Here is a 25784-nt window from a genome sequence, read left to right as displayed (position 1 = left end):
CAGTACAATTGGTCCATCGAATCTCGATGCGGTTGTGCGCACGAGAATGGGCGGTGGGTAACACGATTTTCGTTATCCACCGCCCATTCGATTGTGTGGAACCGCTAACGGACGTTATCCACCGGGTGGGCAGCGGAGAGACGTTATGTTATCTCGGAGCTGTCCACGTGTGGTCAACGTCCGTTAGGTCCAGCCCGAGCGTCAGCGAGGTCCGCATCGGCAGTTCCCGGTCAACTTATGGGTGCCGGTGGTGGCGTCGGGCACGGTCGGTGATCGGTCCGGATTAGCCCGTGGTGGGCGATCGCTAACCGTTAGGTTAGGCAGGGAAAGTGCGCCGGTTCGCAAGTCGCGGCCGGGGCAGTACCAGGTACAGGTTTTGAACACAGGATGAGTGAAGGGGACGAGTCATCATGGCAGCACCGAGGAAGTCAGCGCAGCAGGTTGCAGCACGGGAAAAGGCGAGGGCGAAAGCCCAGGAGCTGACCGAGCGGCACGAACGGTTGATCGATCTGGCGGCGGAGTTCTTTGAGCAGGAGCAACAGGCAGAGCATATCCGCGCTGAAGCGCGTGAGCGTGCCGACGCGATCCTGACGAAAGCCGAACAGGACGCCGAAGCGGCCGCGAAGGAAGCCGGCGCGAAGGTTCAGCAGATGCTTAATACAGGCGAAAGCCGCGCGGCGGTGGCGGCCCGGCTCGGGCTCAGTACCGCCGAGATGAAACGGGCCCTGGATGGTGCCGGTGTCAGCTCTCCATCCGGGGAGGCGCGAACCGAGCCGACGCTGGCAGGAACAGCGGATGACGTCGCGGAGCAGGTTGCCGTCGAGACGAATGCCGCGTAGCGGGGAACACGAAGTGAGGGGACCTGGTGCGCAGCACCAGCGCAAGGGTGAACTTGAGTGCGAGGACGGCGGTTCGTCGCCGGCGACCACAGCTCGAGGTTCCCGCAGAAGCGGCGAGCTGACCGCCTTCCCCTCTCCCGGGCCTCATCAGGCCGGAGCGAAGCGCAGGACCGTTCAGAGGTTGGAAAGCCGGTCGAGAATCATCCAGAACAAGCGGCTACCTACAGTCCCCCTGTCGTTGTCGGTGGCATGCTTGACGCATGAAACCGGAGGACACAGCTGCAAAACATCTGGGCGTACTCACCCAGTTCGTAATCCGTGCTCGGCGTGTCGCCGCCCATAGTCTCAGCTCCTGGAAACACCTAGACCTTCTTCACACCGGAGGCTTCGAGGTCATTATCGGCGGCGGGCACCCGCCGATAAATATCACTCAGCTACCCGAGGAAGAGCAGCTTGAGTCAGCCGCCGCTCGCGTTCGGCCCCTCTTCCTCCAAGGAGATTCCATCCACTACAGCAAGGTTCTCAACGCACTCGGCTACTTCGCCCGACACCACCCTGATCCGGAGCTGCGCGAAAAGATTAAGCGATGCAAGGTGCTTTGGGCCCGCACCAGCAGGACCGTTTTCAGTTCCTACACCGTCCAAGGGGAGAGAAAACCTCCCATGCCTGACAGCGTGCTCTTTCAGGGATGGCTTTACGGAGACCTCATCCATGCAGGAACCGAGGCGAGACAAGCCGCTGAGGGCACTACCCTTCAAGAGCGCTTCGAGGCGGCGGCCGTCATGATTGCCGCCGTCATCATCGTCACCAGGACCACGTTTCGCTTCCTCGAAGAATGCCAAAAAGCGGGCCTCTTTAAGATCCCCGAAAGCGCTTATACAGAACCGGTCACTGTGACTACCGGCGAGATCCGGCAGTACATGGTCTTCTACATCGACGTTCAGGGTGCACTTGAGGACGACGACGGTTCGCGTGATGTGAGCGAGTATGTCGAGTGGATGCCTGGCATGTTCGTCCATCGCCTTGCCATTGACGCTTTCGAAGAACCCCGGAAAGCCATCGAAGCCGAGCGTCAAATCCGGAAAGCCCTACCGATAGGTACTGATCTGACCGACTAGAAGAGGGTTGGCGTTTCGGGGTCGATGCCGGTAAGCAGCGGCCGGATGATCGGCACGTCCCATCCGTGCTTGAAGAGGGCCGCCCGGCTGAGCGCCGGCGCGGCCGAGACTCAGTCGAGCCAATCGGGAGGGCCGGCGAGGCCGAGCCGGTAGCGCGCCGCATCCACGGAGGGGCTGTGCGGTCCGAGGGCCAATTGGAAGGTCCGCAACTGCAAGCGGGTGCGCTGCAACCGGAGGCGGTTAGCGAGCGAGCGATCGCCGCGACCGGGCACCCCTGCGCGGGGAGCCACGGACGGGGAGATGACCAGCGCTCCGGCGCTTGCAAGGCCGCTGTAGAAAATCCGCTCGACCCGGTTCAGCCCGTCCGGTGCGGAGAGGAAGGTCAAGAGCTCGGCGGGGACTGGTTCGAGGTCGGGTTCCAGCGCGCGCAGGGCCTCGGCTAGCTCCTGGCGGTTGACCGGGAGGTCCTCAGCTCCGAGCGCCTGGGCGCTGCGGGACCAGTCGGCGACGTACGTGTCGGCCCAGTTGCGACCGAATCGCGGGGCAAGGTCGTGGCCGACGGCCTCGTGGGCCCCAAGGAAGGCATCAGTGAAGGCCAGGTGCACCCAACGGAGCAGGGCAGGGTCGGACGCAGAGTAGGCGCGGCCGTCGTCGGTGGTGCCGCGAACCCGCCCGTGCATGCCGCGGACCCGTGCCGAGTCCCGCTCGGCGAGTTCCTCGGAGCCGAAGGTCGTGATGGTGAGCCAGCGCGCTGTCCCGGCGAGGCGCGCCCAGGGGTCACTGCGATAGGAGGAGTGCCGCGCAACCCCGGCCATCGCCAGCGGGTGCGCGCCCTGTCCGAGGAGAGCCGCGACACCGCCGACCAAAGTGGAAAGGCCACCGTGGACCTGCCAGACAACGCCGTCTGGTTCGAACAAGCCTGGTCCCTCCCCGACCAGGGCAATGTCGCGCACCCAGTCTGGTGCCCCGGTGGGGTCACCGGAGACCCGGGCACGAAAAGCGCTGCGGACGCGGTCAGCCAACTCGGCAGGGCGCGGGATCGAGCTCACAGACATGATGCTCCAACGACGGTAGGTCGGGTACGACGGACACCCAAGAACAGGACTCCACTACACAGCGTAGAACACGGCCCTGACATGGTGACGGCTGCGGTGCCCTCGCATTGTCAGAAGAGCGTTGGCGCTTCGGGGTCGAGGCCGGTGAGAAGGGGCCGGATGATCGGCTCGTTCCAGGGATCCAGACTATATAGGACGCCCCATCGACCGCCGCAAGCCGGTCGATCACCGGGCGCTGCTGGTTCAGCCAGGGCTCTGAGGCTGTGCGGTTGTGGGCGGACCGGTTACCTCACCCGTTTTGAATGTCCGCAATATAGCTCCTCATCTGCAATACGATCACCTGTTTCCTATCCCTAGGGATACGAGGCGTCTCTTCGCACGACCCTCTGTCCGGTCGACGTTACCGGATTCTCCGTGGTTCACGGTTCTCATATCTATGCCTCGAAACCGTATGCTCGGATCATTGTAGGAACTCTTAGATACGAGACACCTGGAGTGATGTGGCGAAGATGATTGGATACGCACGAGTCTCAACTCGGCCTCAGTCGACAGATCGGCAGGAGGCAGACCTAATAGCCGCCGGGGTACGGCGTGATGACCTGTACGTTGACCAAGGGGTATCCGGTGCACGAGCGATGAGACCCCAGTTTGATCGGGCACTCGCTGCACTGGAGGCCAAGGACACTCTCGTGGTCACGACCTTGGACAGGCTGGGACGGTCAACCCAGAACATGCTTGACTTCGCCCAGGAGCTCCACAGTCGGGGAGCCGGTCTTCGGGTGTTAAACCTCGGAGGCGGCGACGTCGATACGTCCACCCCGATCGGTTCAATGTTGTTCACGATCATGGCGGCGTTAGCGCAGATGGAACACGACATCAAGCGAGAGCGGATTATCGACTCGATCATGAAGCGGCGGGAAGCCGGCAAGGATCTAGGAGGAAGGCCACGCATGATCAGTGACAGCAAAATCCGAAACGCTCTCAGACTCGTCGACAATGGCGAGCCGGCAGCGCAGGTCGCCCGCGACCTCGGCATGTCCCGCGCAACCTTCTACCGCCGATCACGGGAGCTAAACGCGAAGTAGAACACGCCACAACGCTGCGAAACGGTGCCACTCAGCGTTGCGACTCACAGCCAGCCTGATAGTGCAGCTCGCTATCAATCGCGTTCGGCGCGTCAGCCAGATTCTTTCGAGCGGATCTTGGCTAGTATCCGCGTCGATCGATGTACTGCTTGTCATGAATCGCAGTTAGCGCGCTGTGGCTCAGACCAAGCTGCATCATTGGCGCCTGATTGACGTGAGCGTGTAAGTCAATTGACGTCTCGCGCACCGTCCATGCGGCAGACCAATTACCATCACCCTGGGGAATTCGGTCGGTTACTCCGTACGCACTGTTGAGACGCTCATAGACAAGACGTCCGCCCACATCTGATGCTGCTCGCTCTTCAAGCATCCCGGGATAGAACATGAAGTTCAGACTGAAGAGCTTGCCATCGAGCGCACACCACGATCCGCTTTCCATGCCTGCAACCGGCATGAACAGAACACCCGACATCGATTCGGGCAAATCTTCCTCGTGCTTCAGAGCCTGTCCCGGGGTACAGCCAATCCTTTTGAAATATGCGTTGAACTGATCCTTATGTTCCGGCCACGGCTGGCCCACTACCTTTTCGATCAAGTCAGCCACCACGCTGGGATCCGGGTCAAGGAGATGGGTTTGTTCAGTTGGGACGCTCATAGCTGCACCCTACCTTCGCTCTCCGGCCCGAGTCAGTCAAAGATCCTCAAACGCACGTCAAACCGCCAAACCAAGCTGTGAAAAAGCCGCCAATCGGAGCTAACAGTCACAGCACGTCGTGTCTCACTTGTCGGCGTCTCTGAATCCATCGTTTTAGGTCAGCGACAGTCCTGCCGCAAATGGGTCAAAAACCGTCACGTGAGTCCTCAGAGTAGGCCCCATACAAGAGGGATCAACCCGGCCAAACATCACTCCCAGTAATGGAGGATCCCGCTACCCCGGTCTTCGGTCTCCAGTTAAGCTTCTTGTTCTGATAAAGAAGGAGAACCGCCCCACCCGTGGCCTAGCACCCATTTGCGGTTCTTCCCAACCTCACAGTAGTGGGTGTTGACTGCGCCTTTTTAGTAACGACCGAGGAACCACTTGTTACTTCTACACAGCGTAGAATTATAGGAACAATCAACATTCTGCCCATCCAAGTTAAGGACCCTAGGGGGTATCTCATGCGGCAGGTGTGGAACCTTGGCTGTGGTGCAGCACGTTGAAAAGATGAAATGACAACGAGTGAGGACAAGGTAGATGACGCTGCACTTGGAGACACGGCAGAAGCGCCTGCTCATTGTCCTGGCCGGAGCTCTGGTGGTCTGCATTCTTGCCTTGGCGTTCGTGGCTGGTCGGGTGGGCACTGGCCCGCAATACCCGGCGGCTAATAGCGCGGACGCTGGGTTCGCCCGCGATATGCAGGTCCACCACGCACAGGCGGTGGAAATGTCCCGCTTGATACGTGACCGCACCGACAATGAGGTAGTCCGGACCATTGCCTATGATGTCGCAATGACCCAGCAGCATCAGATCGGCCAGATGTATGCCTGGCTCGAAGAATGGGGATTGCCGCAGAGCTCCGGTGAACCCACTATGGCATGGATGGCGGGGGGCATGGACCATGGCAATGAAGGCGGAATGCTGGGAGACAACGGGTTGATGCCCGGGATGGCTACCCCTGAGCAGATCGCCGAGCTATCGGACGCTTCAGGCGCCGAAGCGGAGCGCCTGTATTTGACCCTGATGATCGCTCACCACACGGCGGGCGCGGACATGGCCCAAGCGGGAGCGGAACTGGTCCAGGAGCCGCGGGTCAGGGTTGCCGCCGAGAAAATGGTGGCGTCCCAGGTGGCTGAAATAACCGCCATGCAAGACCTGCTGGATGAGCTGTAGCGCCACCGACGGTACATTTATTTTGATCACACTTACTGAAAAAGGATTCACGTGTTGAACAAGAAGCGAGCCCAGGACAATGCCGACCGCCAGACGCGATTGAAAGCCATTCAGTCAAAGCAACGGGCTAGTGATCGCCGGCGCACCACGTTGATCCTCGGCAGTATCGGTGCAGTTGTTGTCGCCATTGTCGTTTCCGTGACCATCGTGATTGTGGGTCAGGTGCAGGAAAATCAGCGAATTGAAGCTCTCGCTAGCCAGCCGATCGAAGGTATCGAGGAATATGAAGACCTCACCTTCAATCACATCGAAGGGCCGGTCGAGTACGAACAGTCCCCACCCGTTGGTGGGGATCACAATGCCATCTGGACCAACTGTGGCGTCTATACCTCTGAGATTCCCAACGAGAACACCGTGCATTCAATGGAGCACGGTGCGGTCTGGATTACCTACCAGCCCGACCTTCCCCAGGCGGAGGTTGACACCCTGACCGATCTGGTGGGCTCCAGCGGCTACGTATTGTTAAGCCCTAACGCGGAGCAGGAAACCCCCGTCATGGTGAGTGCCTGGAGCATTCAGCTCGGCGTGGATTCAGTCGATGACAGCCGTCTCCCAGTGTTCCTCGAACGGTACATTCAGGGTGAGCAGAGTCGCGAGCCGGGCGCCGCCTGTACCGGCGGAATCACTCCCGCAGCCTAGTTGTATTGCCCTGACCACCTCATTAAACAAAGAGGTTCTCCGTCCGGCTGGAAAAATCGCTTTCAGGTCAGCCAATGGAGACCCTGCGCATTCTTCATACAGTGCATCCCAAGACAAGACTGGGGATGCTTTCTAGCTCACCAACGACTTCTCTGACCTAGTAGCCGAGGAAGGCGTCGGTCCGGATCGATTTTCCGCCGGCTTCGCGGATCACGAGTTTGGCATGGGCCAGGGTTGTCGGTGACCCAGAAATGTACGCGTGCCGCCGGTCCACGTCGGGTATGAGCGAGCGCAGATCCTTGGCTGTGGGAAAGCCTGTGCCTCCATGGATCCAGCCTTCCGGAAGCGGTCCGGGGTTGCCTGGACAGAACAGAATTACTCGCGATCGCGATAGCTCGTCGACATAGCCGAGCTCGGTCGGTGTGCTGACAACGTAGAGGAGAACGATGTCGCGGCCTTGATCCGTCCCTTCCATAGACCGCAATTGGCTGAGGAAGGGCGTCACTCCGATTCCGCCGGCGAGTAACATGAGCGGCACCGCGGGGTTCGCGGGCAGCACGAAGTCGCCGGCAACCATGGTGGCATTTACGGATGCGCCGGGACGCAGGTTCAACAGCGCCGATTTGAAGGAACTTGGGGGATCTGAAAGGCGAAGGCCGAAACGGACCGAGCCGTCCCCGGGTGAAGAACTGATACTGAAAATGCGACGGACTCCGCGCCGGTCCGGTCGGGCGTGCGGCAGCGTGAGCTCCATGTACTGTCCGGGCTTGAACCGCACAGGCTTCGCTGGTGCAAAGGAAACCTCAACGCTGGTAGGAGTCAGCTGCCGTGATTCTGCATAACGAAGACGGATACGGCGCCGCTGGCCCATAGTGAAGGCGACAGCACTCCCGATGAGGAGTGCGTACTCCGGCCCGATGAATACCGGTCCGATACTGATTTGCAGGGACAGAACTATGGCTACGAGGGCGGCGACCAGTATTTGCTGCCAACGCCTGGGCGGCAGCGTGAGGGGCTCGGTCAGCATGAACCCTAGCAGGAAGAGCACCGGGTAGGACACGAGGACCAGCTGCAGTGCGCTGGCGGGATCCGTGCCGCCGGCGGCTAGGCGCATCACGAGGATTCCGACGGCCAGTACAAGGAACACGACGCCCATGGTGAGCTTCCGGGTTCGGTACAGAATCACGATTGTGCACAACAGCACGACTGGCAACATCGCGGGATTGGCTGCCCACCACGCTGCGGCTCCTAGTCCTAGCAGCGTCACCGCTGCGGCGCCGAAAGCTGCGGGATTGAAGATGTGTCGGCCACGAAAGGCAACCAGGTACTTCGAGGCAGCCGCGATCAGTCCCGCCGCCGCAATTCCACCAACACCAGCGGCGGCATCGGAGGGAAACATCACGAAGAAGAGCAGCAACCCCGTAATGAGTGATGACTCAGTGTGGGGACGCGTCCGGACGATCATCGCCATCACTCTGGTGCCGCCCCACGAGGTGACAACGGCAGCCGCCAGCGTGGCACCCAACTCTTTCGGGCTGAAGGCCAAGAGCCCCAGTCCAGACAGGACAAACGCATAGGCCGCGAGAACCAGGAGCAAAAGCAGAACCAGCCGGTACATCGTGACGCGCCCGAGGAAAGTATCCAATCTGGTAAGCCAATTCAGCTGTCCGATCATGAGAACAACGCTCCTGCCAGTGACGATGAGTAGTGCGCCCGGCCCTCGGAGGTAATCCGAACGTAGTCAAATTCGAACTCGGCCAGCAGCACGTCGGGCGGAACAAAGAAAAGGGCCGTGGCCAGCGCATCGGCGATGAGAGCACTATCAGCTAGTACCCAGGTAGCTACGACTGTATCGACGCACCGCCCGGTGGTGGCATCCAGGACATGGTGGAGGCCGTCTGCCCAGCGGCGCCTGTTGGAGGCGGAGGCACACAGCGCCCGGTTCTGCAGCGTCACCACACCGATGGCCGAGTCCGGGGTGTACGGATGTTCAAGCGCAACCTGGAGAGCTGAGGGACCGACGGCCAGCATGTCCCCACCGGCATCAATGGTGTGTTGCGGATAGCCGGCCCTCCGCAACGACTCCGACACGAGGTCAACGAGCTGCCCCTTACCTGCCGCTCCTACATCGACCGTGACCGGCAAGGTGGACCGGATAATTGTTCCGTCCCACTGGAAAGTCTCATCCCAAGCCGTCGCCGGGACAGGTGCGCCCTGCGGCATGAAGGAGTAGCCGGCGTCGTACCCCAGCTGTTCCAGCGAACCGCCGACCAGCGGCGACATCGCGCCGTTGGTAAGCCTGTACAGGGTGCGGTAGAGGGATCCTAAAGCTTCACCGGAAGGCGGAAGGGTGATGCTGCCGCCTTCCGTGAGTAAAAAGACACGCGAGTCACGACGGAATCGGGAGTAAACGGCGTCGTATTCCTCGATCACGGCGGCCACGGCGGCACGGGCCTCCGGCGATAGCTTCGCCGGAGTGTCGATCTGCCAGACCGTACCGATGGCGTCGAACCTGAACCGCCCAGGGCAGCCCGTGGGGCTCACTGTGCGGCTTCGCGCTTGATCTGCTCGATCGCGTCGTTGAAGCCGCCGCTGGTCAGGGAGGACCCGGATACCTTATCGACGCTCAGCTCAGATAAAGGCGTCCCGACAATTTGTCCCCCGATTCCGCTACTGAACTTGCCTTGGTAGAGCTCGGTGGTGGGGTTGCTCGGCATCGGCTCGGTCTGCACATCGCTGACACTGCCCGATGCGAGCGTGATCGTCACCCCGATCGACTCCTCACCGCCGGGGGTCTGGTAGGACCCCGTCGCCGAGTACGAACCGTCTGTGAAATCGCTGCTCTCAGCGCTGCCGGTAGCCGGCTCGGCGGCGTTGGCGGCATCTCCTCCAGCGCCGGAGGACGGCGGCGGACTGGCTGCGCACGCAGCGGAGCCCAGGACGGAGGCGGTAGCGAGACCCGCCAGGACCCAACGCTGGTGGGGTTTCTTGACGTCGATCACAGAATCTCCTCGGTAGGGTGTGGCAGCCTTCTGCTCCCGTATAATTCTCGTGCACATGATTCGGTTCGTCCTACCGCAAAGATGGGTGCCCTCCTCCAACAGACGTACAAGACGAACACACACCCGAACCGAACACGGTCTGCGGCAGAGCACCGACCCTTCCGCATGAAAACCGCAAGCCCCGCAACGTCACCACCGCACTACTCAGAGAAGTTTCCGTCCCGCTATGCGGGATGAAACAATCTAAGTCACCTTCAACTTCACTATCGCCAACGTCCATTCCTCCGGGCTCTACTCATACTCCGGACTATAAGGACCCATCATCAAAGGATTTGTAGTGAAACGCAGGCCTCACGCCCGGAACATCAAGGGGACCGCCCTTGATGAAGAGAATCTGTCCGAGGGCAGGGCAGAATCCTCTCCTACCGGCATCAAGCAAGACCACTATGGGGATGAGCCTGTTCTCTATATGGAACGTCTCAGTCCGACCGTCGGAGTCTGGGCCATCACCGTGGCCCTGTCCTTTGTCCCCTCAGTGATTTTTGTGCCCATCGACATAACTATCGGGATCATCGCCTCGGTCATCACCCTGATGGTGCTTGTTTTTGCCATGGTCATGTCAACTCCGAAGATTCTCGTGACCGCCTCCTCCCTTCGAGTTGGCAGGGCACAGATAGATCGGACTTATGTCGGCCGTGTGGAGGGTTTTAGCAAAGTCGAAGCCACCACCGAGCGCGGACCCAACCTTCACGGGTGGACCTACCTTTGCATCCGCGGCTGGATCGACCCAGTCGTTAAAATCGAGATAACGGACGCTGAGGACCGCACCCCCTACTGGCTCGTATCATCACGCTACCCCGACGCGCTAGTCGAGCTACTCACTGAAAAACCGGCTAGAAGATAGCGGTGACCGGCCTGATTATTGGGCCGGGCCCCCAGAATGAGTGCGTGAACGTTGCACTCACATTGTTCGTCAGGCTTGTCCTGAAGTTATTGCCGGGAAACGCCTAGTATGAAGACCCCTGCCGGCCGCTGGGACCTTATGCAGCTGCGACGTGACCACATTTTCACCACCGTCGTCGAGGCGGGCGCCTATTGCCCATGGCAATGACACGTCTAATGGAGCTCGTCTACCGCCTGACGGGGGCGCACTACCGGGACGTTTCAAGGGGGCCTGAGTCTGATGCGGTAATCCAGATGATGTCGGCACCTGCGCCGGGGATTTCGATAATCTTTCCTGAGTTATTAATCGAGATGAAGATAGCAGTCTTGCTGAACTCGTGAACTTGAACATGAGCGCCAGGGCGCATGTCGTGAGAGGCCAACAGCCGGAGCAAATTGGGGTCTCGGTCGCTGATCCGAAGTACGGTGCCCTCGTCGTCTGGGTGAGCATTGCTGAGGAGAGTGAAGTTCGGTCTTCGGGTGTGGCCTTCAATGGTGGGGATTGGGTCTCCGTGGGGGTCGTGTTCGGGATTACCCAGTCGGTCATCAATGGCTATGAGGAGTTTGTCAGAGATGGAGTGCTCCAGGACTTCCGCTTCATCATGCACCTCATCCCAGGAGTAGCCCATCTCATTCACGAGCCAAGTCTCGATTATCCGGTGGCGCCGGACTACGGCAACGGCACGAGAGTGACCTTCAGCGGTGAGGAGCAGCGGCCCATAGGGTTTGTGTTCGACGAGGCCACTCGCGGCAAGCTTTTTCACCATTCCGGTGACCGATGCTGGCGATATTCTCAGCATTGAAGCCAGAACGGACGGCGTGATCGGATCACTCTGCCACTCGGTGTGTTGATAAATGGTTTTCAGGTAATCCTCGATCGCTGCGTCCGCGGGTCGTCCCTGCCTGCGGGCTCTGTGATGGCCCGCCCTCGATTCCAGCGAGACAGCGACGTGTCCGGTATCTCCCATAAGGCTCCATCATACGTTTGAGCGATGTTCGCCCCCGGCAGCGCAAGCAAGATTGCTGCTGAGGCGACTGGGTTGAGATCTCTTCTCTAGGACGCGGTGAAGATGAGGTAAAGCAGGGTGATGTTTAAGGTCACCAGGAGCAAGGAGACGATCATTCCAAGGGCGGTTGTCCACCAGCGGCTTCGGTGGTGGCCCATCACGGAGCTTTGAGCACTCAACCAGACCAGAGGGATCAGGGCGAACGGTATCCCGAAGGAAAGAACCACCTGGCTCAGGATTAGGGCCCAGGTGGGATCAACGCCAAGAACAAGAATTAGCAGGGCCGGAATGAGGGTGACGAGGCGCCGTAGGAGAATCGGCACACGGACCCGCAGCAGCCCGTGCATGATCTCGGCGCCAGCATAGGCACCAACAGAGCTCGAGGCCAACCCTGAGGCCAGCAACCCAAGGGCGAAGATAGTGGCAACGACGCTCCCCATGGCGGTAACGATCGCCGCGTGGGCGCCCTCCAGCGTGTCGGTTCCTTCAACTCCTTGAAGTGAGGTCGCCGCGAGCAGGAGGATCGCGAGGTTCACCGCCCCGGCTATCACCAGTGCGATCGTGACGTCCCATCTAGTGGCCCACAGAAGCCGGCTAGTTGGTATGCCAGATAGCCGGTCGGGGAAACGGTCTCGGGCCAGGGCCGAATGAGCGTAAATCGCGTGCGGCATGATGGTGGCACCCAAGATTGATGCAGCCAGAAGGACAGATTCGCTGCCGTCGAAGCTGGGGACAAGGCCGCTGATCACGTCCGTAGCTTCGGGTGGGTGCAGGACAACCCCAGTGGAAAACCCGATAACCACGATCAGCATGAGCGAAATGATGACGCGCTCAAAGGTTTTTTGGCGTCCACTGCCCTGCAGAAGGAGTACGACGAGGGACACGACGCCGGTAATTATTCCGCCCAAGGGAAGAGGCAACCCAAAAAGAAGGGCCAGCGCTATCGCACCACCGACGATCTCTGCGATGTCCGTGGCCATAGCCACTAGCTCGGCCTGGGCCCAGAACAAACGCCGTGCCCATTTCGATCCGATCCTCTCGCCCAGAATTTCCGGCAAACTCTTGCCGGTAACGATCCCGAGCTTCGCAGAGAGGTACTGCACCAGCCACGCCATGGTGTTGGCAAGGACAACAACCCAGACTAAAAGGAAGCCGAAGGTGGCCCCGGCAGTCATGTTGCTGGCAACATTTCCTGGGTCGAGATACGCCACGCCAGCGACCAAGGCTGGACCTAGAAGCCAGACGAGCCGCTGGCCGGCCATGGCGCCTGGCCTAGAAGCCTCATCAGACGGCGATCTCTGCGATGACGCGCTAGAGAGGAACATACGTCAAGATACCATTTTTAGGCGTACCTAAAAATCTGTTTTAGCGGGAGTTACCGGGTTCGCCTACATTATGTTGACGACTTTAGTGGTTCGCTTCTCGCCAGCTCACCTACCGGCGGGGGACTCTCGACGAACATGCGTGTGCCTCAGGACAATGTGACGTAGACATAGAAGCGCCGGAAAACACATGCGATGGAGGTCGCTTGTCGTGTTTCCCGGCGCTTCTGGTTCGGACGCGAACGCCCAGTAAATAATCACTCGCACTAGAGGATAGGAAAATTGTACAGCGGGTTTCTGCGATTTACCTGACAATGTGGCGTAGAAGCCGAGCATACGACCTCGAAGCAGAAAATCTGCCCAGAATGTCCCAGAAACGTTTATACATGGCCCATCCTTTTCCCTGAGTGTTACGAATCACAATAAGACGCGTCCAGTCAGGACGCGCGATCGCCGCACAGAAGGATCTATCGAATGAATAAGAAGATGCGCCTCCTCGCAGTCCCCGTCCTCGCCCTTGGCACCGTTGCCATGGCAGGCGCCCCCGCCATGGCCGATCACGCCACTGGCTCCTACTCCTCAAACCTCGGGCAGCTCAACGGCACCACCGGCACCGGCACCGTCACCGTTGATGTCGAAGGCACCACCGCCACAGTGAACCTCGAAGTTTCCGGCCTCGCCGAAACCTTCATGGACGGACCCTACCCACACGTCCAGCACATCCACGGCCTCGCCATGGGTACCTGCCCCACTGACGCTGACGATGCCAACGCTGACGGGATCGTCAGCGTTACCGAAGGCGCAGCCAAGTACGGCGGAATCCAGACCACGCTGACCACCTCGGGCGCCACCGGACCTGAAGAAGGCCTCAACCTGGCCCTCGCCGGCCAGGGTGGAAGCTACACCATCCAGCGGTCCTTCGAAATCAACCAGGGCACCCAGGACGCACTCGACGCTGGCACCGCTGTCGTCGTCGTTCACGGCCTGGATCCCGCCACCGCCGGTGTCTCCGAGGAAGTATTCAACTCCCCGAGTGACCTCGACCCAGCACTACCCCTCGGCGCAACCTCACCAGCCCTCTGTGGAAACCTCGCAGCATCACAAATGGGTGCCATGCCAGAAGGCGGAGCCGACACCGGAGTCGCCCAGGAAAGCGGCTCCAACCTAACCATGATCGCCCTCGGAGGCGGGCTTGTCCTGGCAGCAGCAGCCGGCGGAACCTTCATGGTTCGCCGCAGCAACGCCAAGGCATAACAGCACCAACATCACGAACTGACCGGCCATAGCTTTTAGCTCATCAGTTCACCAGCGGCCGCCGCGGGAACCATTCGGTTCCTGCGGCGGTCGCTTTTTTATCTTTGGCACATACGCACCGTGCATCGCCACGATTTGCCGCACTGAATGCGTGCACAACCATTACCGGGCCAGGCCCCGTTCGGCTGCGCGCCCTTTGCCTTTGGTAATCGTTTTTCTCGCAACTGGTGTTGATTGAGGACGAATCTGCACAGCGGCGCTCGGGTGCGTGCCTTGGTGCGCGTCAGCAACTAAGCTGGCGTGCACTGCTTCGCGGTCGTTGTTGCCCTCCAGAGCGGTTACAAGGTTGTTGCGGCGCTCTGCGGTATCCCACCCCGCTTGCTCAGGCTCCGTAAAACGTACGCGGCCCCCCCTGTTTGCGCCGGCTACCGCCGCTCCGATCACTACTTCATCGCCGTGGGCTGCCGCAGCGGAGCGCTCGACTTCAGCCTCCTGACGTGCCGCCTGGGCCCGGGCGACGGGGCGCGGTAGGTCGCGATCAACTCGATCAATTCGTCGACTGTTTCCGTGATGATGTAGGTGGTGCCTTCGACCATCGTCATCCGCCGACGCCGTAGCGGGGATGTAGCGAAGGTACAAGTAGAAAAAATTCCGGCGAGGTCAGGGGATCATTGAGGCCCAGCGTCCGCGATTGGGTTAGACGATGTTGAAAACGCCGAACACAAAAGTGGCAGGTGTCCTCCGTCCAGGACACCTGCCACTTTGATCAGTTTACGGAGTATTTCCGTAGGGCCGCGATGTTAGCCGTTGACTCGCACGAAGTAAGAACCGGCGAGATCGGATAGTGGGTGTTCGATGGTCTGGTTTGAACCGTTCATACCGCTGCTGATCACCTTTCCGTTCCCAACGTAGATCGCAATGTGGCCGGGACGGACGACAAGGTCGCCCGGGGCTGGGGTTGAAACCCTGGTCCCGTACTGGTCGAACTGCAGGGGTCCGAGGTCGCCAACATTCAGGCCAATGGAGCGCAATGCCTGCTCCACGAGGATGGTGCAGTCCTGGATGGCACCGAGCTGACCATAAGCAGAAGCGACAAGCGCTGCACCCACGCCGCTGGCGGGAACCGACGACGAGCTCTTAGGTGCGATCGGGGTGATGGAACCGGAAGCCAACGACATTACGGCTGACTCTGCTGCTGGTGCTGGGGCGAACACTTGACTCGCAGGCGCTGCGGGGACAGTGGCTGGATTAGCTGCCCCGCTCGCACCGCCGGAGAGCTGGATCTGCTGTCCGGGGAAGATGACTGACGCGTATGACAAACCGTTCTGTCCCAACAGGGCGTCAAGACTGATGCCGTGGCGTGCCGCGATCGCGCCCATAGTGTCACCGGAGACAACCGTGTAGACATTGGTACCGGCAGGAGCAGCTACAGGGGCGGCGGGCGCTGAAACGGCGGGTGCCTGGGCGGTGTTTGCAGCTTCCTGCGTGTAGGTTCCTGCTTGGGCGGTAGCACCGAAGGAGAAGACGAGGCTGCCGGTCGCTGCTGCGATGATGGCTGGCTTGCCTAGTGCTACAGCATTCGCCTTAGCGGAATAAGACAGGCCCTTGAGGGCGACGGAGTGGGTGGTGGCAGCGCGGTGGCGTGCCGAAATGGTCTTACGTGACATGGTGATTTGCCTCTCCCATGCCTGCGGGGTGAGCTGTCGGGTTCGGATGGGAGTCACCCGGCCGTCCACCATCAGTGCTGTCCCTGCCATCGCGGACGATACGGCAGGTCCTACACTGGCTAGTCGATCGACTTAACCCCGAGGGTCACCGCGTGCGGTGGCCCGGTGGAAACGTGGTTCCCCCGTCCCTGCCATCTGGATTATGCGAACGGGTCCCGGTGCAGCGGCAGGGCTCGGCATTCTGCACGGGAATATGATCTTGACGGGGTGCCAGGACCACTCGGACGAGAATACCCCACCGTGGTATCAAAGTCACGTTAAGGTAACGGCAGCGGATTGCCGCTCCCGTCCCGCCGCACTTTGCAGGCACGCACCGCATAGATGGAACCATTCCGAATCCTGATCGCTCACCCAGCGGGCTGGAGCGTCGTTCATACTTATAGTTGCTGCGCGGAGTGTGTAGTTGGGGACGGACCAACGATCTTATCTGGGTGTAACCGGAATCATTGGTTGGTAATGGGAGGAAAGCACGTGAGCGCCGGATCTGGATCTCGAAGTACGACAGAAGCGCCGAAGGCAGTCCCCATAGAGTTCTCCCCGACGGAGCCACCAGACGAACCACCAGCGACTGATCATCCGGCGGCCGTTCCAGCAGTGCATGGCTATACCTCAGACAAAGCAGCCTATTTGCGGCGCCTGAAGCGCATCGAAGGGCAAGTTCGTGGGATAGCGCGCATGGTCGACGAGGATCAGTACTGCATTGACATCCTCACCCAAGTCGCAGCGGTCAACAGTGCCATGCACGCCGTTAGCCTGGGACTGCTAGAACACCATTTACAACACTGCGTCGTCGACGCAGCCCACGAAGCCGGAACAACCGGATCCACTGAAGCCATCGGCGCGAAAGTCAAGGAGGCAACCCAGGCGATCAGCAGACTGCTGCGCTAACCACAAAGACGCCATTCCAGGCTGCCCGGTACGGTTCAGCTTCTCGTGCGGGTGGTGTTTTCCAACCCGTGGCCACGCACCACTAGAACACGCTTGGAGGGTTCTTCGCGGCTACTGGTGGTTCGACCTGATGTCCATGAAGGTTTGACCGTTGTCGTTGGATACCTGGACACTGTCTTCGGTCGCCACCCAGATCCGCAATGTCGAGTCATCAAGCATGTGAGTTGCGATCGCGGACGCTTCTCCGGGGGCTGTCCCCCGTTCGACCCAGGTCAGGCCAGCGTCACCACTGGTGTAGATCCGGCCATCGGTGGTGATCCCGGCGGCTTTCCCTTCAGAGAGAGCGGTCAACATCAGTAAAGGTGCCCCCGGCACAGCGGCCCACGTCGTGCCGTCGTCGGTGGAGCGTTGCAAGCCTTTTTCGGTGGTTGCCAGAACAATACTGTCCCGCGGTGTTGCCGCCAGGTTGAAAGCAGGAATCTGTTCATCCACGGATTCCCAGGAGGTCCCGTCGACGCTGACCCGGAACTGACCGTCGAATCCAACTATCCCGCCGTCGGTGGCCGCGAGGGCGTGGAAGTCAGATTGGCCCTGCCGGGATAGTGGCTGCCAGGTCTGGCCCTGGTCGTCGGATCGGATCAAGCCCACCGGGTTCGGCAGGTCAGATCCCGGGCCGGGATGACCCGAAGCGTAAAATTTGCCGTTCCCTGCCGTGGTGAAACCCATCAGGTCGATGGTCGGTCCGATCTGAATTGCCGGCGACTCAGATACGTCGAACAGCCCGTCGTGGGTAGCCAGGAGCACCCGATTCGAGCCCGGGTCCACACTCATGCCATGGATATGGCCGGCGGGATAATCCTGCGCGCTGGCGGAAGACTCAGAGACTTCACTGGCGTCCGAGCCTTGCGGGACTTCTGGGGAACAGGCAGTGACCATCAGGAGGCCGACGGTAAGGGCAGCCATCCGAGTAACCCGGTGCGGGCGTGGGACGAGAATTTGGGGGTGAGGCACGGTGATAATCCTTTGGAGTCACAAAAATAAGTGGGCAGGGTAGGAGGGCCAGGTATCTGACCCTCCCACCAACAAAACTAGCGCCGGGTTAGAGTTCGGCGAGTAGCGCTTCCATTTCCTGGATTTCGGCCTGCTGGGTCTCCACAATCGTCTCGGCCAGGGCGATCGCTTCAGGGTTCTCGCCGTTGTCGATTTCCTCCTGGGCCATGTCTACTGCTCCGTTGTGGTGTTCGGTCATGGATTCGAGGAACATCCGGGCCGCGTCATCGCCTTCGGCGGATTCGAGGTCGGCCATCTGATCCGCGTCCATCATGCCGTCCATACCACCCATGGATCCCATGTCGTGGCCCTCCATGCCACCTTCAGGCTCAACGGGTTCATCCCACGCTTCCAACCAGCCGGTCATGGTCTCGATCTCCGGCCCCTGCGCATCCTTGATCTGGGTAGCCAGGTCAACGACGTCGGAACTGACATCGTTCTTGGTAAGCATCATTTCGCTCATTTCCACCGCCTGCTGGTGGTGGGGAATCATCATCTGGGCGAACATGACATCCGCTTCGTTGTGCTCGGCTGAAACCTCAGTGCCTGGTTCGGTGGAGACTGTCATCTCCTGGGTGGAGGCCGTTGGCTCGGCGCCCGGAGTAGAGGATGTAGTGTCGCTGCCGCACCCGGCAAGGGTGACGATGGCCGCGACGCTTAGTGCTGAAAGGGAAAGGTAACGCTTCATGGTGATCTGATCCTTCAAATTCGTCTGATGAAAGTCTGTAGGGGTACCCGTGATGGGCATGACGAAGGAGCCTTCCCAGTGGGGAGCCATAAGGCTCAGGCGCACCGAGTTGGCGGGGAGCCGGTGTTTTAGGTCCGGCTGATACAGAGTTGGATCAGGGAAGGAACAGGGATCGATAGGGGTCGCAAGCGGATCAGCGGCGGGCCCCGGAGGAGCACTGATCCGGGAACGAGCCGGCCGGAACGTACCAGGAACGCCAGTGCGGCGACGACGATAACGGCCAGAAGGCACATGCCAAGTGCTATACCCTCATCCCCGCAGGACGCTACGCAACCTTGCACCGAGTCGCCGGTGCTTTCTTGAAATTCAACAGGGTAGGAATCACTCGTTTGTACTTGATGCGAACCGCCCATAGACGTTGGGGATCCGATATCCGTTGTCGTCGGGTTCGCTGCGACAGCAGCACCGTGAACGGAGTCGCTCTGTGCAGGTGAACCGTGGGCTGTGGGGCCGTGGCCGCCCATCCATACGTGCATCGCGAGGATCCCGATGATGATGGCCACGAACCCCAGGAAGGTCAGGGCTGTTCGCGACAGATCGAGGATTGCCCGTAGCCTGAATGTGCCCGTCACCGCCGTTACCCTTTCATGTCCGTGATTGTTTCCAGCCTAGTGACGGCCGACTTCTTCCTCCAATGAGGAGGAAGATAGCCGGCCCTCATGTCACACCGCTATGTGGTGGTGAAGCGTTCGGGGCTGAGGTCGATCCTGCGCAGTAGCTGGGCGTTCAGTGCGACCACAATGGTGGAAACGCTCATCAGTACTGCTCCAGCTGCGGGCGAGAGGACGAAACCGGCGAAGGCCAGCACGCCAGCAGCTAATGGTACGGCGATGAGGTTGTATCCCGTTGCCCAGACGAGGTTTTGAATCATTTTTCGGTAACTGGCCCGGGACAGGTCGATCATCGCCAGGACTGATCGTGGGTCGTTGCCGGCCAGCACTACGCCGGCGGATTCCATTGCGACATCGGTCCCGGCACCGATAGCGATGCCAACCTCTGCCCGGGCTAGCGCGGGGGCGTCGTTCACGCCGTCGCCAACCATCGCCACTTTCAGGCCGCGGGACTGCAGCTCAGCAACCTTGGAGTCCTTATCCTGCGGCAACACGTCAGCGAATACTTCGTCGATACCGAGTTCAGCTCCGACCGCGTCCGCTACCTGGCGTGCGTCGCCGGTGATCATCGCGACCTTCACTCCCCTGGCCTGCAGCACTTTCACCGCCGCCAGTGACTCATCCCTCACCCGATCCTCGAGTCGCACTGCACCAATGACAACGCCCTCGCGGACCACATGCAGCACAGAGGCTCCACGACTGACCCATTCCTGGACGGCATCTCTCATATCCGAAGGAGTCTCCAGCTGAAGTTCCTTAAGCATGTTCGGCCCTCCCACAGTGATCTCGGTCCCGTTAACCGTCGCCCGGACACCCCGGCCCGTCATCGACGAGAAGTCGCTGCCGCGATACCCGAACGCCGACGCTTCAGGCATGTCAGCCGCCTTGACGATGGCTCGGGCCACCGGGTGTTCGCTGTCGGATTCGGCCGCTGCGGCCAGAGCCAGCATTTCTGCATCGCTCATTGCTCCAGTGGTGACGGTGGCGGTGACGGCGTGCCGGCCCTCGGTGAGGGTCCCTGTTTTGTCGAACAGGACGACGTCGACGGTGCGCATGCGCTCCAACGCCATCCTGTTCTTGATCAGCACTCCCGCCTTTGCCGCGCGTTCCGTCGAAATGGCGATCACTAGGGGGATGGCCAGCCCGAGGGCGTGCGGGCAGGCGATGACCAGGACCGTGACGGTGCGGATGACCGCGTCATCGGGGCTGCCCAGCAAGATCCACGCGATGAAAGTGAGGATGCCAGCGACCAGAGCGAAATAGAACAACAGCGCCGCCGCCCTGTCCGCGAGGGCCTGCGCTTTCGACGAGGATGCTTGCGCCTCTGCGACCAGGCGCTGAATTCCAGCCAGGGTGGTATCGGCTCCGACTGCGGTCACCTTAACCCGCACCGCGTTGTCAGTTGCTACCGTCCCGGCCACCACGGTCTCACCAACTGTCCGCTGGACAGTGCGGGACTCGCCGGTGATCATCGCCTCATCGAACTCGGCGACACCGTCAACGATCTCCCCATCGGCTGGGACCCGCGCTCCTGAACGGACCAAAACGACGTCGCCGGTGGCCAGCGAACTCACGGGAACTGTTTCGATTCCCGCGTCGGTGACCTTATCCGCTTCATCCGGGAGAAGCGCAGCCAGTGCATCCAAGGCGCCAGCAGCGGATCCGAGGGCACGCATTTCCATCCAGTGCCCCAACAACATGATGACAACCAGCAGAGCCAGTTCCCACCAGAAGTCCAGGTTGAAATCACCAATCCCGAGGGTGGTGACCCAGGACGCTATGAACGCGACGCTGATAGCCATCGCGATCAACAACATCATCCCCGGTTGTCGGGACTTTAGTTCAGTAACCGCACCTTTAAGGAACGGGGCACCACCGTAGAAGAAGATGATGGTGCCCAGGATTGGAGAGATCCACATCGACCCCGGGAAATCCGGTGGCGTGTAGCCGACGATCATGGCGAACATGTGACTGAACAACACCACCGGAACAGCCAGGATCAGACTCAACCAGAACTTGTTCTTGAACATTGCGGTGGAGTGCCCCGCATGCTCACCGTGGGAATGCACCTCGTGGCCCGCGTCCTCGGGATGGGTCTGGTGACCCTGGTCTTCGTGTTGATCAGGATCCAACGCGGAGGTCGGTTCCGTCGTGGGCATGCCCTGGCCGTGCGTATCGGCATTCGTGTGGTGCTGGTGTTTCATGATTTTTCTCCTTCAGTCAAACGGGATCGTGTCCCGGACCTGCGAAAAGATCAGGCGTTAGAAAGCTGGTACCCGGCCTGCTCGACCGCAGAGCGTACTGCTGCTGCGGGAACCGCCTGGTTACTGAGGACGGTGACCGTGGAGGTCCCGCCGTAAACGAGATCAATCTGGACGTCGGTGACGTCATCAATCTCGCCGATAGCAGAGCTAACCCGGGATGCGCACGACCCACAGGTCAAACCAGCGACACCGAAGCTGGCGCTGATGCTGCCAACTGCGGGAACCGATTCGGTTTTGCTGTCCCGAGGGGCGCAGCAAGCACATCCGGAAGATGATGTGTCGGTCAGGGTCAGATCGGAAGAAGTGCCGCACATGAGGATCTCCAAAAATATGAGGAATGGTTATTCGAGAATCAGCAGGTGTAGCCACCCGGTGTCATTCACGTTGGCTACAGCCGCCCTAGGGACCTTCAAGGAGTAAGCGGCCCATGATGGGCTCGGACTTCCTGCTCCGGTTCCCTATAACTTATACCCCCCCGGGGTATCAGTCAAGGCCTATTTCCTTGCCTGGTCTCAAGCTGTTCGCAACCGCAGTGCATTAGTGCGTAAGTGTGAACATGTAGGATGCGTAGAGCTGACTAAGGATTAGGAAGGGTCGTCGATGCTTGAAGTACTTCGAGTTACCGCTTATCGGAAGCTGTTTACAGCGCAGGTTGTTGCTCTACTGGGAACCGGCCTTCTGACGGTGGCGTTGGGCCTGCTGTCCTTTGATCTGGCCGGCGGGCAGGCCGGCGCCGTTCTAGGAACGGCCCTGACGATCAAGATGCTCGCGTACGTGTTCGTCGCCCCGGTAATGGCTGCTTTAGTCGAGCGATTGCCGCGCAAAGCCGTATTAGTCGGTGCGGACCTGATCCGCGCGGGCATTGCTCTGAGCCTTCCCTTCATTGATCAAATCTGGCAGATCTACGTACTGGTGTTCGTCCTGCAGTCAGCATCGGCGACCTTCACCCCCGCCTTTCAAGCCCTCATCCCGGTTGTCCTACCAAAGGAGAAGGACTACACCCGGGCACTATCGCTGTCCCGTCTGGCCTACGACCTGGAATCGCTGCTGAGCCCAGTGATCGCTGCGGCGTTGCTGACGTTCATGTCCTATCACGACCTCTTCATCGGCACGATGGCAGGGTTTCTGCTCTCTGCCCTCATGGTCATCACCACCCGCCTGCCGCAAATACCGGACGTTGAACGGTCAGGTTCACTACTGCACCGGACCACCCTCGGAACACGGATTTTCCTTCGCGAGCCCTCCCTCCGCGGTTTGATGGCCCTGAACCTGGTCGTCGCCTGCGCAACAGCACTGGTCCTGGTTAACACCGTGATCTTTGCCCTGGATGTGTTCGAAGGATCAAATACGGATCTGGCACTCGCCTTGGCTTGCTACGGTGCAGGGTCCATGGTCGTCGCTCTCGCCGCGCCAAGGGTGCTGGACCGGGTCTCGGATCAGTCTCTGATGATCCTCGGCGGAATCATCCTGCCTTTGGGGATCATCGCAGCAGCCGTGATTGCCTGGACCGGACAATCCTGGCCATTGCTCCTAATCGTGTGGGTGATCTTGGGTGCAGGAACATCAATGATCAACACCCCCTCGGCCCGGCTTCTGCGCCGAACGGCCACCGACAGCACCCGCTCCCACCTGTTCACCGCGCAGTTCTCCCTGTCCCATGCCTGCTTCATCCTCACCTACCCGATCGCCGGCTGGGTCGGCGCCGCCGCGGGGCAGACCGCAGCCGCGGTAGTCCTCGCTGTGCTCGCTACACTGGGCACACTGGCTGCCTGGCGTTTATGGCCCCGCGGCCAGGAAACAACCCACGAAGAAGTCCCGTCAACGCAAAAGGCTCGCTGAAGTGAAAGATCCCCAGATCCACCCGAAACCGAGCCTGCATCACCCCTGCCCTCCTGATACCGAGCGGCTGGAAACAGGAGCCGCAACGTTTCGGATGCTTGCCGACCCCACCCGACTTCACATCCTCTGGATCCTCACCCTCGGGCCAACGGACGTCACATCCTTAGTGGACCAAACAGGCGCAGCCCGAACCTCGGTCAGCCAGCATCTAGCGAAGCTACGGTTCTCCGGCCTCGTCAACACCCGTAGAGAGAGCCGGAATATCGTCTACAGCATCACGGACGGCCACCTGGCACGACTCGTCCTGGAAGGCCTCAACCACGCCGACCACCGCGTCACCGGAGAACCAGCGCACGAATAGACTTCCGACGTTGCGCATCCTGAAACCGGAGACCTCGCAGAAGGGTTTTCCGCAGCAAACACCAGTTTTCTGGTCACCCAGGGACAGTGGTTGTTGGAGCGCGAACGGGGCGATCTCGCTCGGGCAGGAAAAGCCCCTCCCATCAACAGAAAGCCGAACTTGTCACGTCCATCCCAGGCCGCAGTTCAGGGGGTTCTCCCGCAGGGCCACACGTTCTCCATCACGCAGGACGCGCTCGACATGATCAACGTCTTTGGCGGCGTCCTGCACTGTTTCCAAGGACCGGGAGGCTGCCGCTCACAGGGCTTGTATTTCTCCCTCACGCTTCCGCGCGGAAACCGGTTTTCAGCACCCTTTCCCCGTCTCCGCTATAGAAGCAGATCGGGAGGTGTACGCCGCCGATCCGACTGTCGAAGGATGCAGCCTTACTGCGATTCAGCTCAGTATCAGCCATGACCTCGAACCGAAATTGACGGGGCCCTGCTGGACTTTGGTGAGTACAACAACCTGGAGCGGTTTATCTGGCTGGCCTTGCCCGCGGTGAAGGGCCCGCGGCGTACATGCCGCCGATCCTTTGGGCCGCCTGCGGGAAAGCGTTTACCTTGCCTCGATGATCAACGGCTTGGCCTTAGCGGCCCATAAGCGAAAGTGACGCGGCGCCGTTCGTATGGTGGCAGAACGTTCCGGCAAATAGCCTCAGGTGAGCGCATATAAACGTGTCGCGTAAGCCGGTGGTGAGTTCAATCGGTCGTTGCAACACCCCCTATTGATGCGAGGTGTTGTGTATGTCATCGAAAAAGGAACAGATTGTTCAGGAGGCACGGTTCTGGGTATTGATGGCCCAGGGGTCTACGCTGACCGCGGCGTGTGATGCTGTAGGCGTGAATCGACGAACTGGACAACGTTGGCGCCGGGCAACCGGCGGTCGTATCCCGCGCGCTAAGCCTGAGCCTTCGGGGCGGTACCTCTGTTTGGAGGAACGATTACGGATAGCGGACTTGCACCTGGTCGGGCACGGAGTGAGGGCAATTGCCCGAGAGATAGGCCGGTGTCCTTCGACGGTCAGCCGCGAACTACACCGGGGCGAACCACCCGCAGCCGTCCGTAGACGAGCGTCGAGCCAGGCGAAGTACGCCCCGTACGCTGCCCAGAGACGAGCAGAGCTATCGGGCCGGCGGCCAAAAGCCAGTAAGTTCGATGACCCGGAACTGGCTGATCTGGTGCAGTCTAAGTTGTGTGTGAAGTGGAGCCCTGAACAGATCAGTGACCACCTTGCCATGGCTTTTAGTGAACGGCAGGAGTTACAGGTGAGTCCCGAAACGATCTACCAAGCCCTCTACGTCCAAGGACGCGGGCATTTACGCGCTGACCTGCACCAACATCTGCGTACCGGTCGTGCAGTGAGGCGTCCCAGACGCTCCACCGCTACGAAGAGTTCGGGGAAGATTCCGGACATGATCCTCATCAGTGATCGCCCCGCAGAGGTCGCTGACCGTGCCGTACCCGGTCATTGGGAGGGCGATTTAGTGCTGGGTTCGAACTGCCGGTCAGCTATCGCCACCCTCGTGGAGCGACAGACACGGTTCGCGATGCTCATCCATTTGCCGGGTGATCACAGCGCGATCACCGTCAGGGATGGTTTGCTGGCCGCCATCAAGACCCTGCCGGCGCACTTGGCCAGATCGCTGACATGGGACCAAGGCACTGAGCTGGCTCAGCATCGCCAGATCACCATGGCCACGAAGATGGCGATTTACTTTTGCGACCCTCACTCGCCGTGGCAGCGTGGGTCCAACGAGAATCTTAATGGTTTGCTGCGCCAGTATTTCCCGAAGGGCACAGACCTTTCCGTCCACTCACCCCAGCGGTTGCTCGAGGTCGCGACCGAACTCAATGACCGGCCGCGTAAAACCCTCGGCGGAATCACCCCCGCATACGCCATGCAACAACTACTATTCGAACCAGAAACCCCTACCGTTGCGACGACCGCTTGAATACACCGGTCCTTCACCGCGACACTTTTTTACCGTTCCCCCGCCAACGAAAATTGTCGTTTTCAGTAGCTGTCTGCACGGGCGCCCGCGGAATTCCGGGGTAGTGCAG

At 60.3% G+C, this 25784-nt stretch carries 24 protein-coding genes and 1 riboswitch; of the genes, 11 read left to right on the top strand and 13 right to left on the bottom strand.

Annotation, left to right across the window (positions count from 1 at the left end; translation table 11 throughout):
* The first annotated feature begins 410 nt into the window (after positions 1–410).
* The gene (locus tag HMI58_RS11115; RefSeq protein WP_171619786.1) at positions 411–839 is read left to right on the top strand and encodes a hypothetical protein; all 429 of its coding nucleotides are present in this window, start codon (positions 411–413) and stop codon (positions 837–839) included.
* A gap of 260 nt (positions 840–1099) precedes the next feature.
* Positions 1100–1957 carry a hypothetical protein gene (locus HMI58_RS11110; protein ID WP_171619784.1) on the top strand — a complete coding sequence of 286 codons (858 nt, stop codon included), beginning with the start codon at positions 1100–1102 and terminating at the stop codon, positions 1955–1957.
* Positions 1958–2067: 110 nt separating this feature from the next.
* Here the strand turns inward: HMI58_RS11110 and HMI58_RS11105 are convergent, their stop codons facing one another.
* Complete coding sequence (locus HMI58_RS11105) at positions 2068–3012, bottom strand: oxygenase MpaB family protein (RefSeq protein ID WP_205208110.1); 945 nt, start codon at positions 3010–3012, stop codon at positions 2068–2070.
* Between the two features lie 500 nt (positions 3013–3512).
* On the opposite strand from HMI58_RS11105, the gene HMI58_RS11100 reads away from it, so the two are divergent.
* A complete protein-coding gene (locus HMI58_RS11100) occupies positions 3513–4097 on the top strand; it encodes a recombinase family protein (protein WP_171619780.1) in 585 nt (194 codons plus the stop codon).
* 121 nt (positions 4098–4218) lie between these two features.
* On the opposite strand, the gene HMI58_RS11095 is transcribed toward HMI58_RS11100, so the two are convergent.
* Positions 4219–4752 (bottom strand): hypothetical protein, encoded by a 534-nt coding sequence (locus HMI58_RS11095; RefSeq protein WP_171619778.1) that lies wholly within the window; start codon positions 4750–4752, stop codon positions 4219–4221.
* A 579-nt stretch (positions 4753–5331) separates the two neighbouring features.
* Here HMI58_RS11095 and HMI58_RS11090 point away from each other — a divergent pair.
* Positions 5332–5967: a DUF305 domain-containing protein gene (locus HMI58_RS11090; protein ID WP_171619776.1), complete on the top strand. Its 636-nt coding sequence runs from the start codon at positions 5332–5334 to the stop codon at positions 5965–5967.
* A gap of 54 nt (positions 5968–6021) precedes the next feature.
* Positions 6022–6666: a DUF3105 domain-containing protein gene (locus HMI58_RS11085; RefSeq protein ID WP_171619774.1), complete on the top strand. Its 645-nt coding sequence runs from the start codon at positions 6022–6024 to the stop codon at positions 6664–6666.
* A 157-nt stretch (positions 6667–6823) separates the two neighbouring features.
* Here HMI58_RS11085 and HMI58_RS11080 read toward each other — a convergent pair whose 3' ends face one another.
* From HMI58_RS11080 to HMI58_RS11070, 3 genes are read right to left on the bottom strand one after another with little or no spacing between them, the layout of a single operon-like run.
* Positions 6824–8311 (bottom strand): FAD-dependent oxidoreductase, encoded by a 1488-nt coding sequence (locus tag HMI58_RS11080; protein WP_225668041.1) that lies wholly within the window; start codon positions 8309–8311, stop codon positions 6824–6826.
* 26 nt (positions 8312–8337) lie between these two features.
* Positions 8338–9210 carry an FAD:protein FMN transferase gene (locus HMI58_RS11075; protein ID WP_171619770.1) on the bottom strand — a complete coding sequence of 291 codons (873 nt, stop codon included), beginning with the start codon at positions 9208–9210 and terminating at the stop codon, positions 8338–8340.
* On the bottom strand, positions 9207–9668 hold the full coding sequence (locus tag HMI58_RS11070; RefSeq protein WP_318779191.1) for an FMN-binding protein: 462 nt from the start codon (positions 9666–9668) through the stop codon (positions 9207–9209). Before HMI58_RS11070 ends, HMI58_RS11075 begins: the two co-directional genes overlap by 4 nt.
* Before the next feature lie 337 nt (positions 9669–10005).
* On the opposite strand from HMI58_RS11070, the gene HMI58_RS11065 reads away from it, so the two are divergent.
* On the top strand, positions 10006–10572 hold the full coding sequence (locus tag HMI58_RS11065) for a DUF3093 domain-containing protein (RefSeq protein WP_318779192.1): 567 nt from the start codon (positions 10006–10008) through the stop codon (positions 10570–10572).
* A gap of 247 nt (positions 10573–10819) precedes the next feature.
* On the opposite strand, the gene HMI58_RS11060 is transcribed toward HMI58_RS11065, so the two are convergent.
* Positions 10820–11578: a metal-dependent transcriptional regulator gene (locus HMI58_RS11060; RefSeq protein ID WP_171619768.1), complete on the bottom strand. Its 759-nt coding sequence runs from the start codon at positions 11576–11578 to the stop codon at positions 10820–10822.
* An 86-nt stretch (positions 11579–11664) separates the two neighbouring features.
* On the bottom strand, positions 11665–12942 hold the full coding sequence (locus HMI58_RS11055; RefSeq protein ID WP_171619766.1) for an Nramp family divalent metal transporter: 1278 nt from the start codon (positions 12940–12942) through the stop codon (positions 11665–11667).
* Between the two features lie 471 nt (positions 12943–13413).
* On the opposite strand from HMI58_RS11055, the gene HMI58_RS11050 reads away from it, so the two are divergent.
* Positions 13414–14193: a CHRD domain-containing protein gene (locus HMI58_RS11050; RefSeq protein ID WP_171619764.1), complete on the top strand. Its 780-nt coding sequence runs from the start codon at positions 13414–13416 to the stop codon at positions 14191–14193.
* Between the two features lie 443 nt (positions 14194–14636).
* Here HMI58_RS11050 and HMI58_RS11045 read toward each other — a convergent pair whose 3' ends face one another.
* Complete coding sequence (locus HMI58_RS11045; RefSeq protein WP_171619762.1) at positions 14637–14795, bottom strand: hypothetical protein; 159 nt, start codon at positions 14793–14795, stop codon at positions 14637–14639.
* 198 nt (positions 14796–14993) lie between these two features.
* On the bottom strand, positions 14994–15860 hold the full coding sequence (locus tag HMI58_RS11040; protein ID WP_171619860.1) for a LysM peptidoglycan-binding domain-containing protein: 867 nt from the start codon (positions 15858–15860) through the stop codon (positions 14994–14996).
* A gap of 3 nt (positions 15861–15863) precedes the next feature.
* Positions 15864–16077, bottom strand: a riboswitch (cyclic di-AMP (ydaO/yuaA leader).
* A gap of 314 nt (positions 16078–16391) precedes the next feature.
* Between HMI58_RS11040 and HMI58_RS14855 the strand changes: the two genes are divergently transcribed.
* Positions 16392–16808 carry a metal-sensitive transcriptional regulator gene (locus HMI58_RS14855; RefSeq protein WP_318779193.1) on the top strand — a complete coding sequence of 139 codons (417 nt, stop codon included), beginning with the start codon at positions 16392–16394 and terminating at the stop codon, positions 16806–16808.
* Between the two features lie 111 nt (positions 16809–16919).
* Here HMI58_RS14855 and HMI58_RS11030 read toward each other — a convergent pair whose 3' ends face one another.
* The 4 genes from HMI58_RS11030 to HMI58_RS11015 form a co-directional block, all read right to left on the bottom strand.
* A complete protein-coding gene (locus tag HMI58_RS11030; protein WP_318779194.1) occupies positions 16920–17819 on the bottom strand; it encodes a F510_1955 family glycosylhydrolase in 900 nt (299 codons plus the stop codon).
* Between the two features lie 88 nt (positions 17820–17907).
* Complete coding sequence (locus HMI58_RS11025) at positions 17908–18546, bottom strand: DUF305 domain-containing protein (RefSeq protein WP_171619758.1); 639 nt, start codon at positions 18544–18546, stop codon at positions 17908–17910.
* 730 nt (positions 18547–19276) lie between these two features.
* Positions 19277–21247 carry a copper-translocating P-type ATPase gene (locus HMI58_RS11020; RefSeq protein WP_171619856.1) on the bottom strand — a complete coding sequence of 657 codons (1971 nt, stop codon included), beginning with the start codon at positions 21245–21247 and terminating at the stop codon, positions 19277–19279.
* A gap of 224 nt (positions 21248–21471) precedes the next feature.
* Positions 21472–21795 carry a heavy metal-associated domain-containing protein gene (locus tag HMI58_RS11015; protein ID WP_171619756.1) on the bottom strand — a complete coding sequence of 108 codons (324 nt, stop codon included), beginning with the start codon at positions 21793–21795 and terminating at the stop codon, positions 21472–21474.
* Positions 21796–22081: 286 nt separating this feature from the next.
* Here HMI58_RS11015 and HMI58_RS11010 point away from each other — a divergent pair, with 286 nt between their 5' ends.
* The 3 genes from HMI58_RS11010 (at position 22082) to HMI58_RS11000 (ending at position 25675) form a co-directional block, all read left to right on the top strand.
* Positions 22082–23320, top strand: a complete 1239-nt coding sequence (locus tag HMI58_RS11010; protein WP_171619754.1) for an MFS transporter — start codon at positions 22082–22084, stop codon at positions 23318–23320.
* A 16-nt stretch (positions 23321–23336) separates the two neighbouring features.
* Entirely contained in the window at positions 23337–23681 is a 345-nt protein-coding gene (locus HMI58_RS11005) for a metalloregulator ArsR/SmtB family transcription factor (RefSeq protein ID WP_345890623.1), read from the top strand.
* A 929-nt stretch (positions 23682–24610) separates the two neighbouring features.
* Positions 24611–25675 carry an IS30 family transposase gene (locus HMI58_RS11000; RefSeq protein ID WP_318779195.1) on the top strand — a complete coding sequence of 355 codons (1065 nt, stop codon included), beginning with the start codon at positions 24611–24613 and terminating at the stop codon, positions 25673–25675.
* Positions 25676–25784 lie beyond the last annotated feature (109 nt).

It is taken from the genome of Arthrobacter sp. 147(2020) (genome assembly GCF_013116715.1).
Taxonomy (GTDB): domain Bacteria; phylum Actinomycetota; class Actinomycetes; order Actinomycetales; family Micrococcaceae; genus Arthrobacter_D.
This window is presented reverse-complemented; position numbering and strand designations above follow the sequence as displayed.

Bases quoted from the DNA above. Each gene is read 5' to 3' on its own strand.
- HMI58_RS11115 (WP_171619786.1), top strand. From the start codon at position 411: ATGGCAGCACCGAGGAAGTCAGCGCAGCAGGTTGCAGCACGGGAAAAG.
- HMI58_RS11110 (WP_171619784.1), top strand. From the start codon at position 1,100: ATGAAACCGGAGGACACAGCTGCAAAACATCTGGGCGTACTCACCCAG.
- HMI58_RS11105 (WP_205208110.1), bottom strand. From the start codon at position 3,012: ATGTCTGTGAGCTCGATCCCGCGCCCTGCCGAGTTGGCTGACCGCGTC.
- HMI58_RS11095 (WP_171619778.1), bottom strand. From the start codon at position 4,752: ATGAGCGTCCCAACTGAACAAACCCATCTCCTTGACCCGGATCCCAGC.
- HMI58_RS11090 (WP_171619776.1), top strand. From the start codon at position 5,332: ATGACGCTGCACTTGGAGACACGGCAGAAGCGCCTGCTCATTGTCCTG.
- HMI58_RS11060 (WP_171619768.1), bottom strand. From the start codon at position 11,578: ATGGGAGATACCGGACACGTCGCTGTCTCGCTGGAATCGAGGGCGGGC.
- HMI58_RS11055 (WP_171619766.1), bottom strand. From the start codon at position 12,942: ATGTTCCTCTCTAGCGCGTCATCGCAGAGATCGCCGTCTGATGAGGCT.
- HMI58_RS11050 (WP_171619764.1), top strand. From the start codon at position 13,414: ATGAATAAGAAGATGCGCCTCCTCGCAGTCCCCGTCCTCGCCCTTGGC.
- HMI58_RS11045 (WP_171619762.1), bottom strand. From the start codon at position 14,795: ATGACGATGGTCGAAGGCACCACCTACATCATCACGGAAACAGTCGAC.
- HMI58_RS11040 (WP_171619860.1), bottom strand. From the start codon at position 15,860: ATGTCACGTAAGACCATTTCGGCACGCCACCGCGCTGCCACCACCCAC.
- HMI58_RS11025 (WP_171619758.1), bottom strand. From the start codon at position 18,546: ATGAAGCGTTACCTTTCCCTTTCAGCACTAAGCGTCGCGGCCATCGTC.
- HMI58_RS11020 (WP_171619856.1), bottom strand. From the start codon at position 21,247: ATGTTCAAGAACAAGTTCTGGTTGAGTCTGATCCTGGCTGTTCCGGTG.
- HMI58_RS11015 (WP_171619756.1), bottom strand. From the start codon at position 21,795: ATGTGCGGCACTTCTTCCGATCTGACCCTGACCGACACATCATCTTCC.
- HMI58_RS11010 (WP_171619754.1), top strand. From the start codon at position 22,082: ATGCTTGAAGTACTTCGAGTTACCGCTTATCGGAAGCTGTTTACAGCG.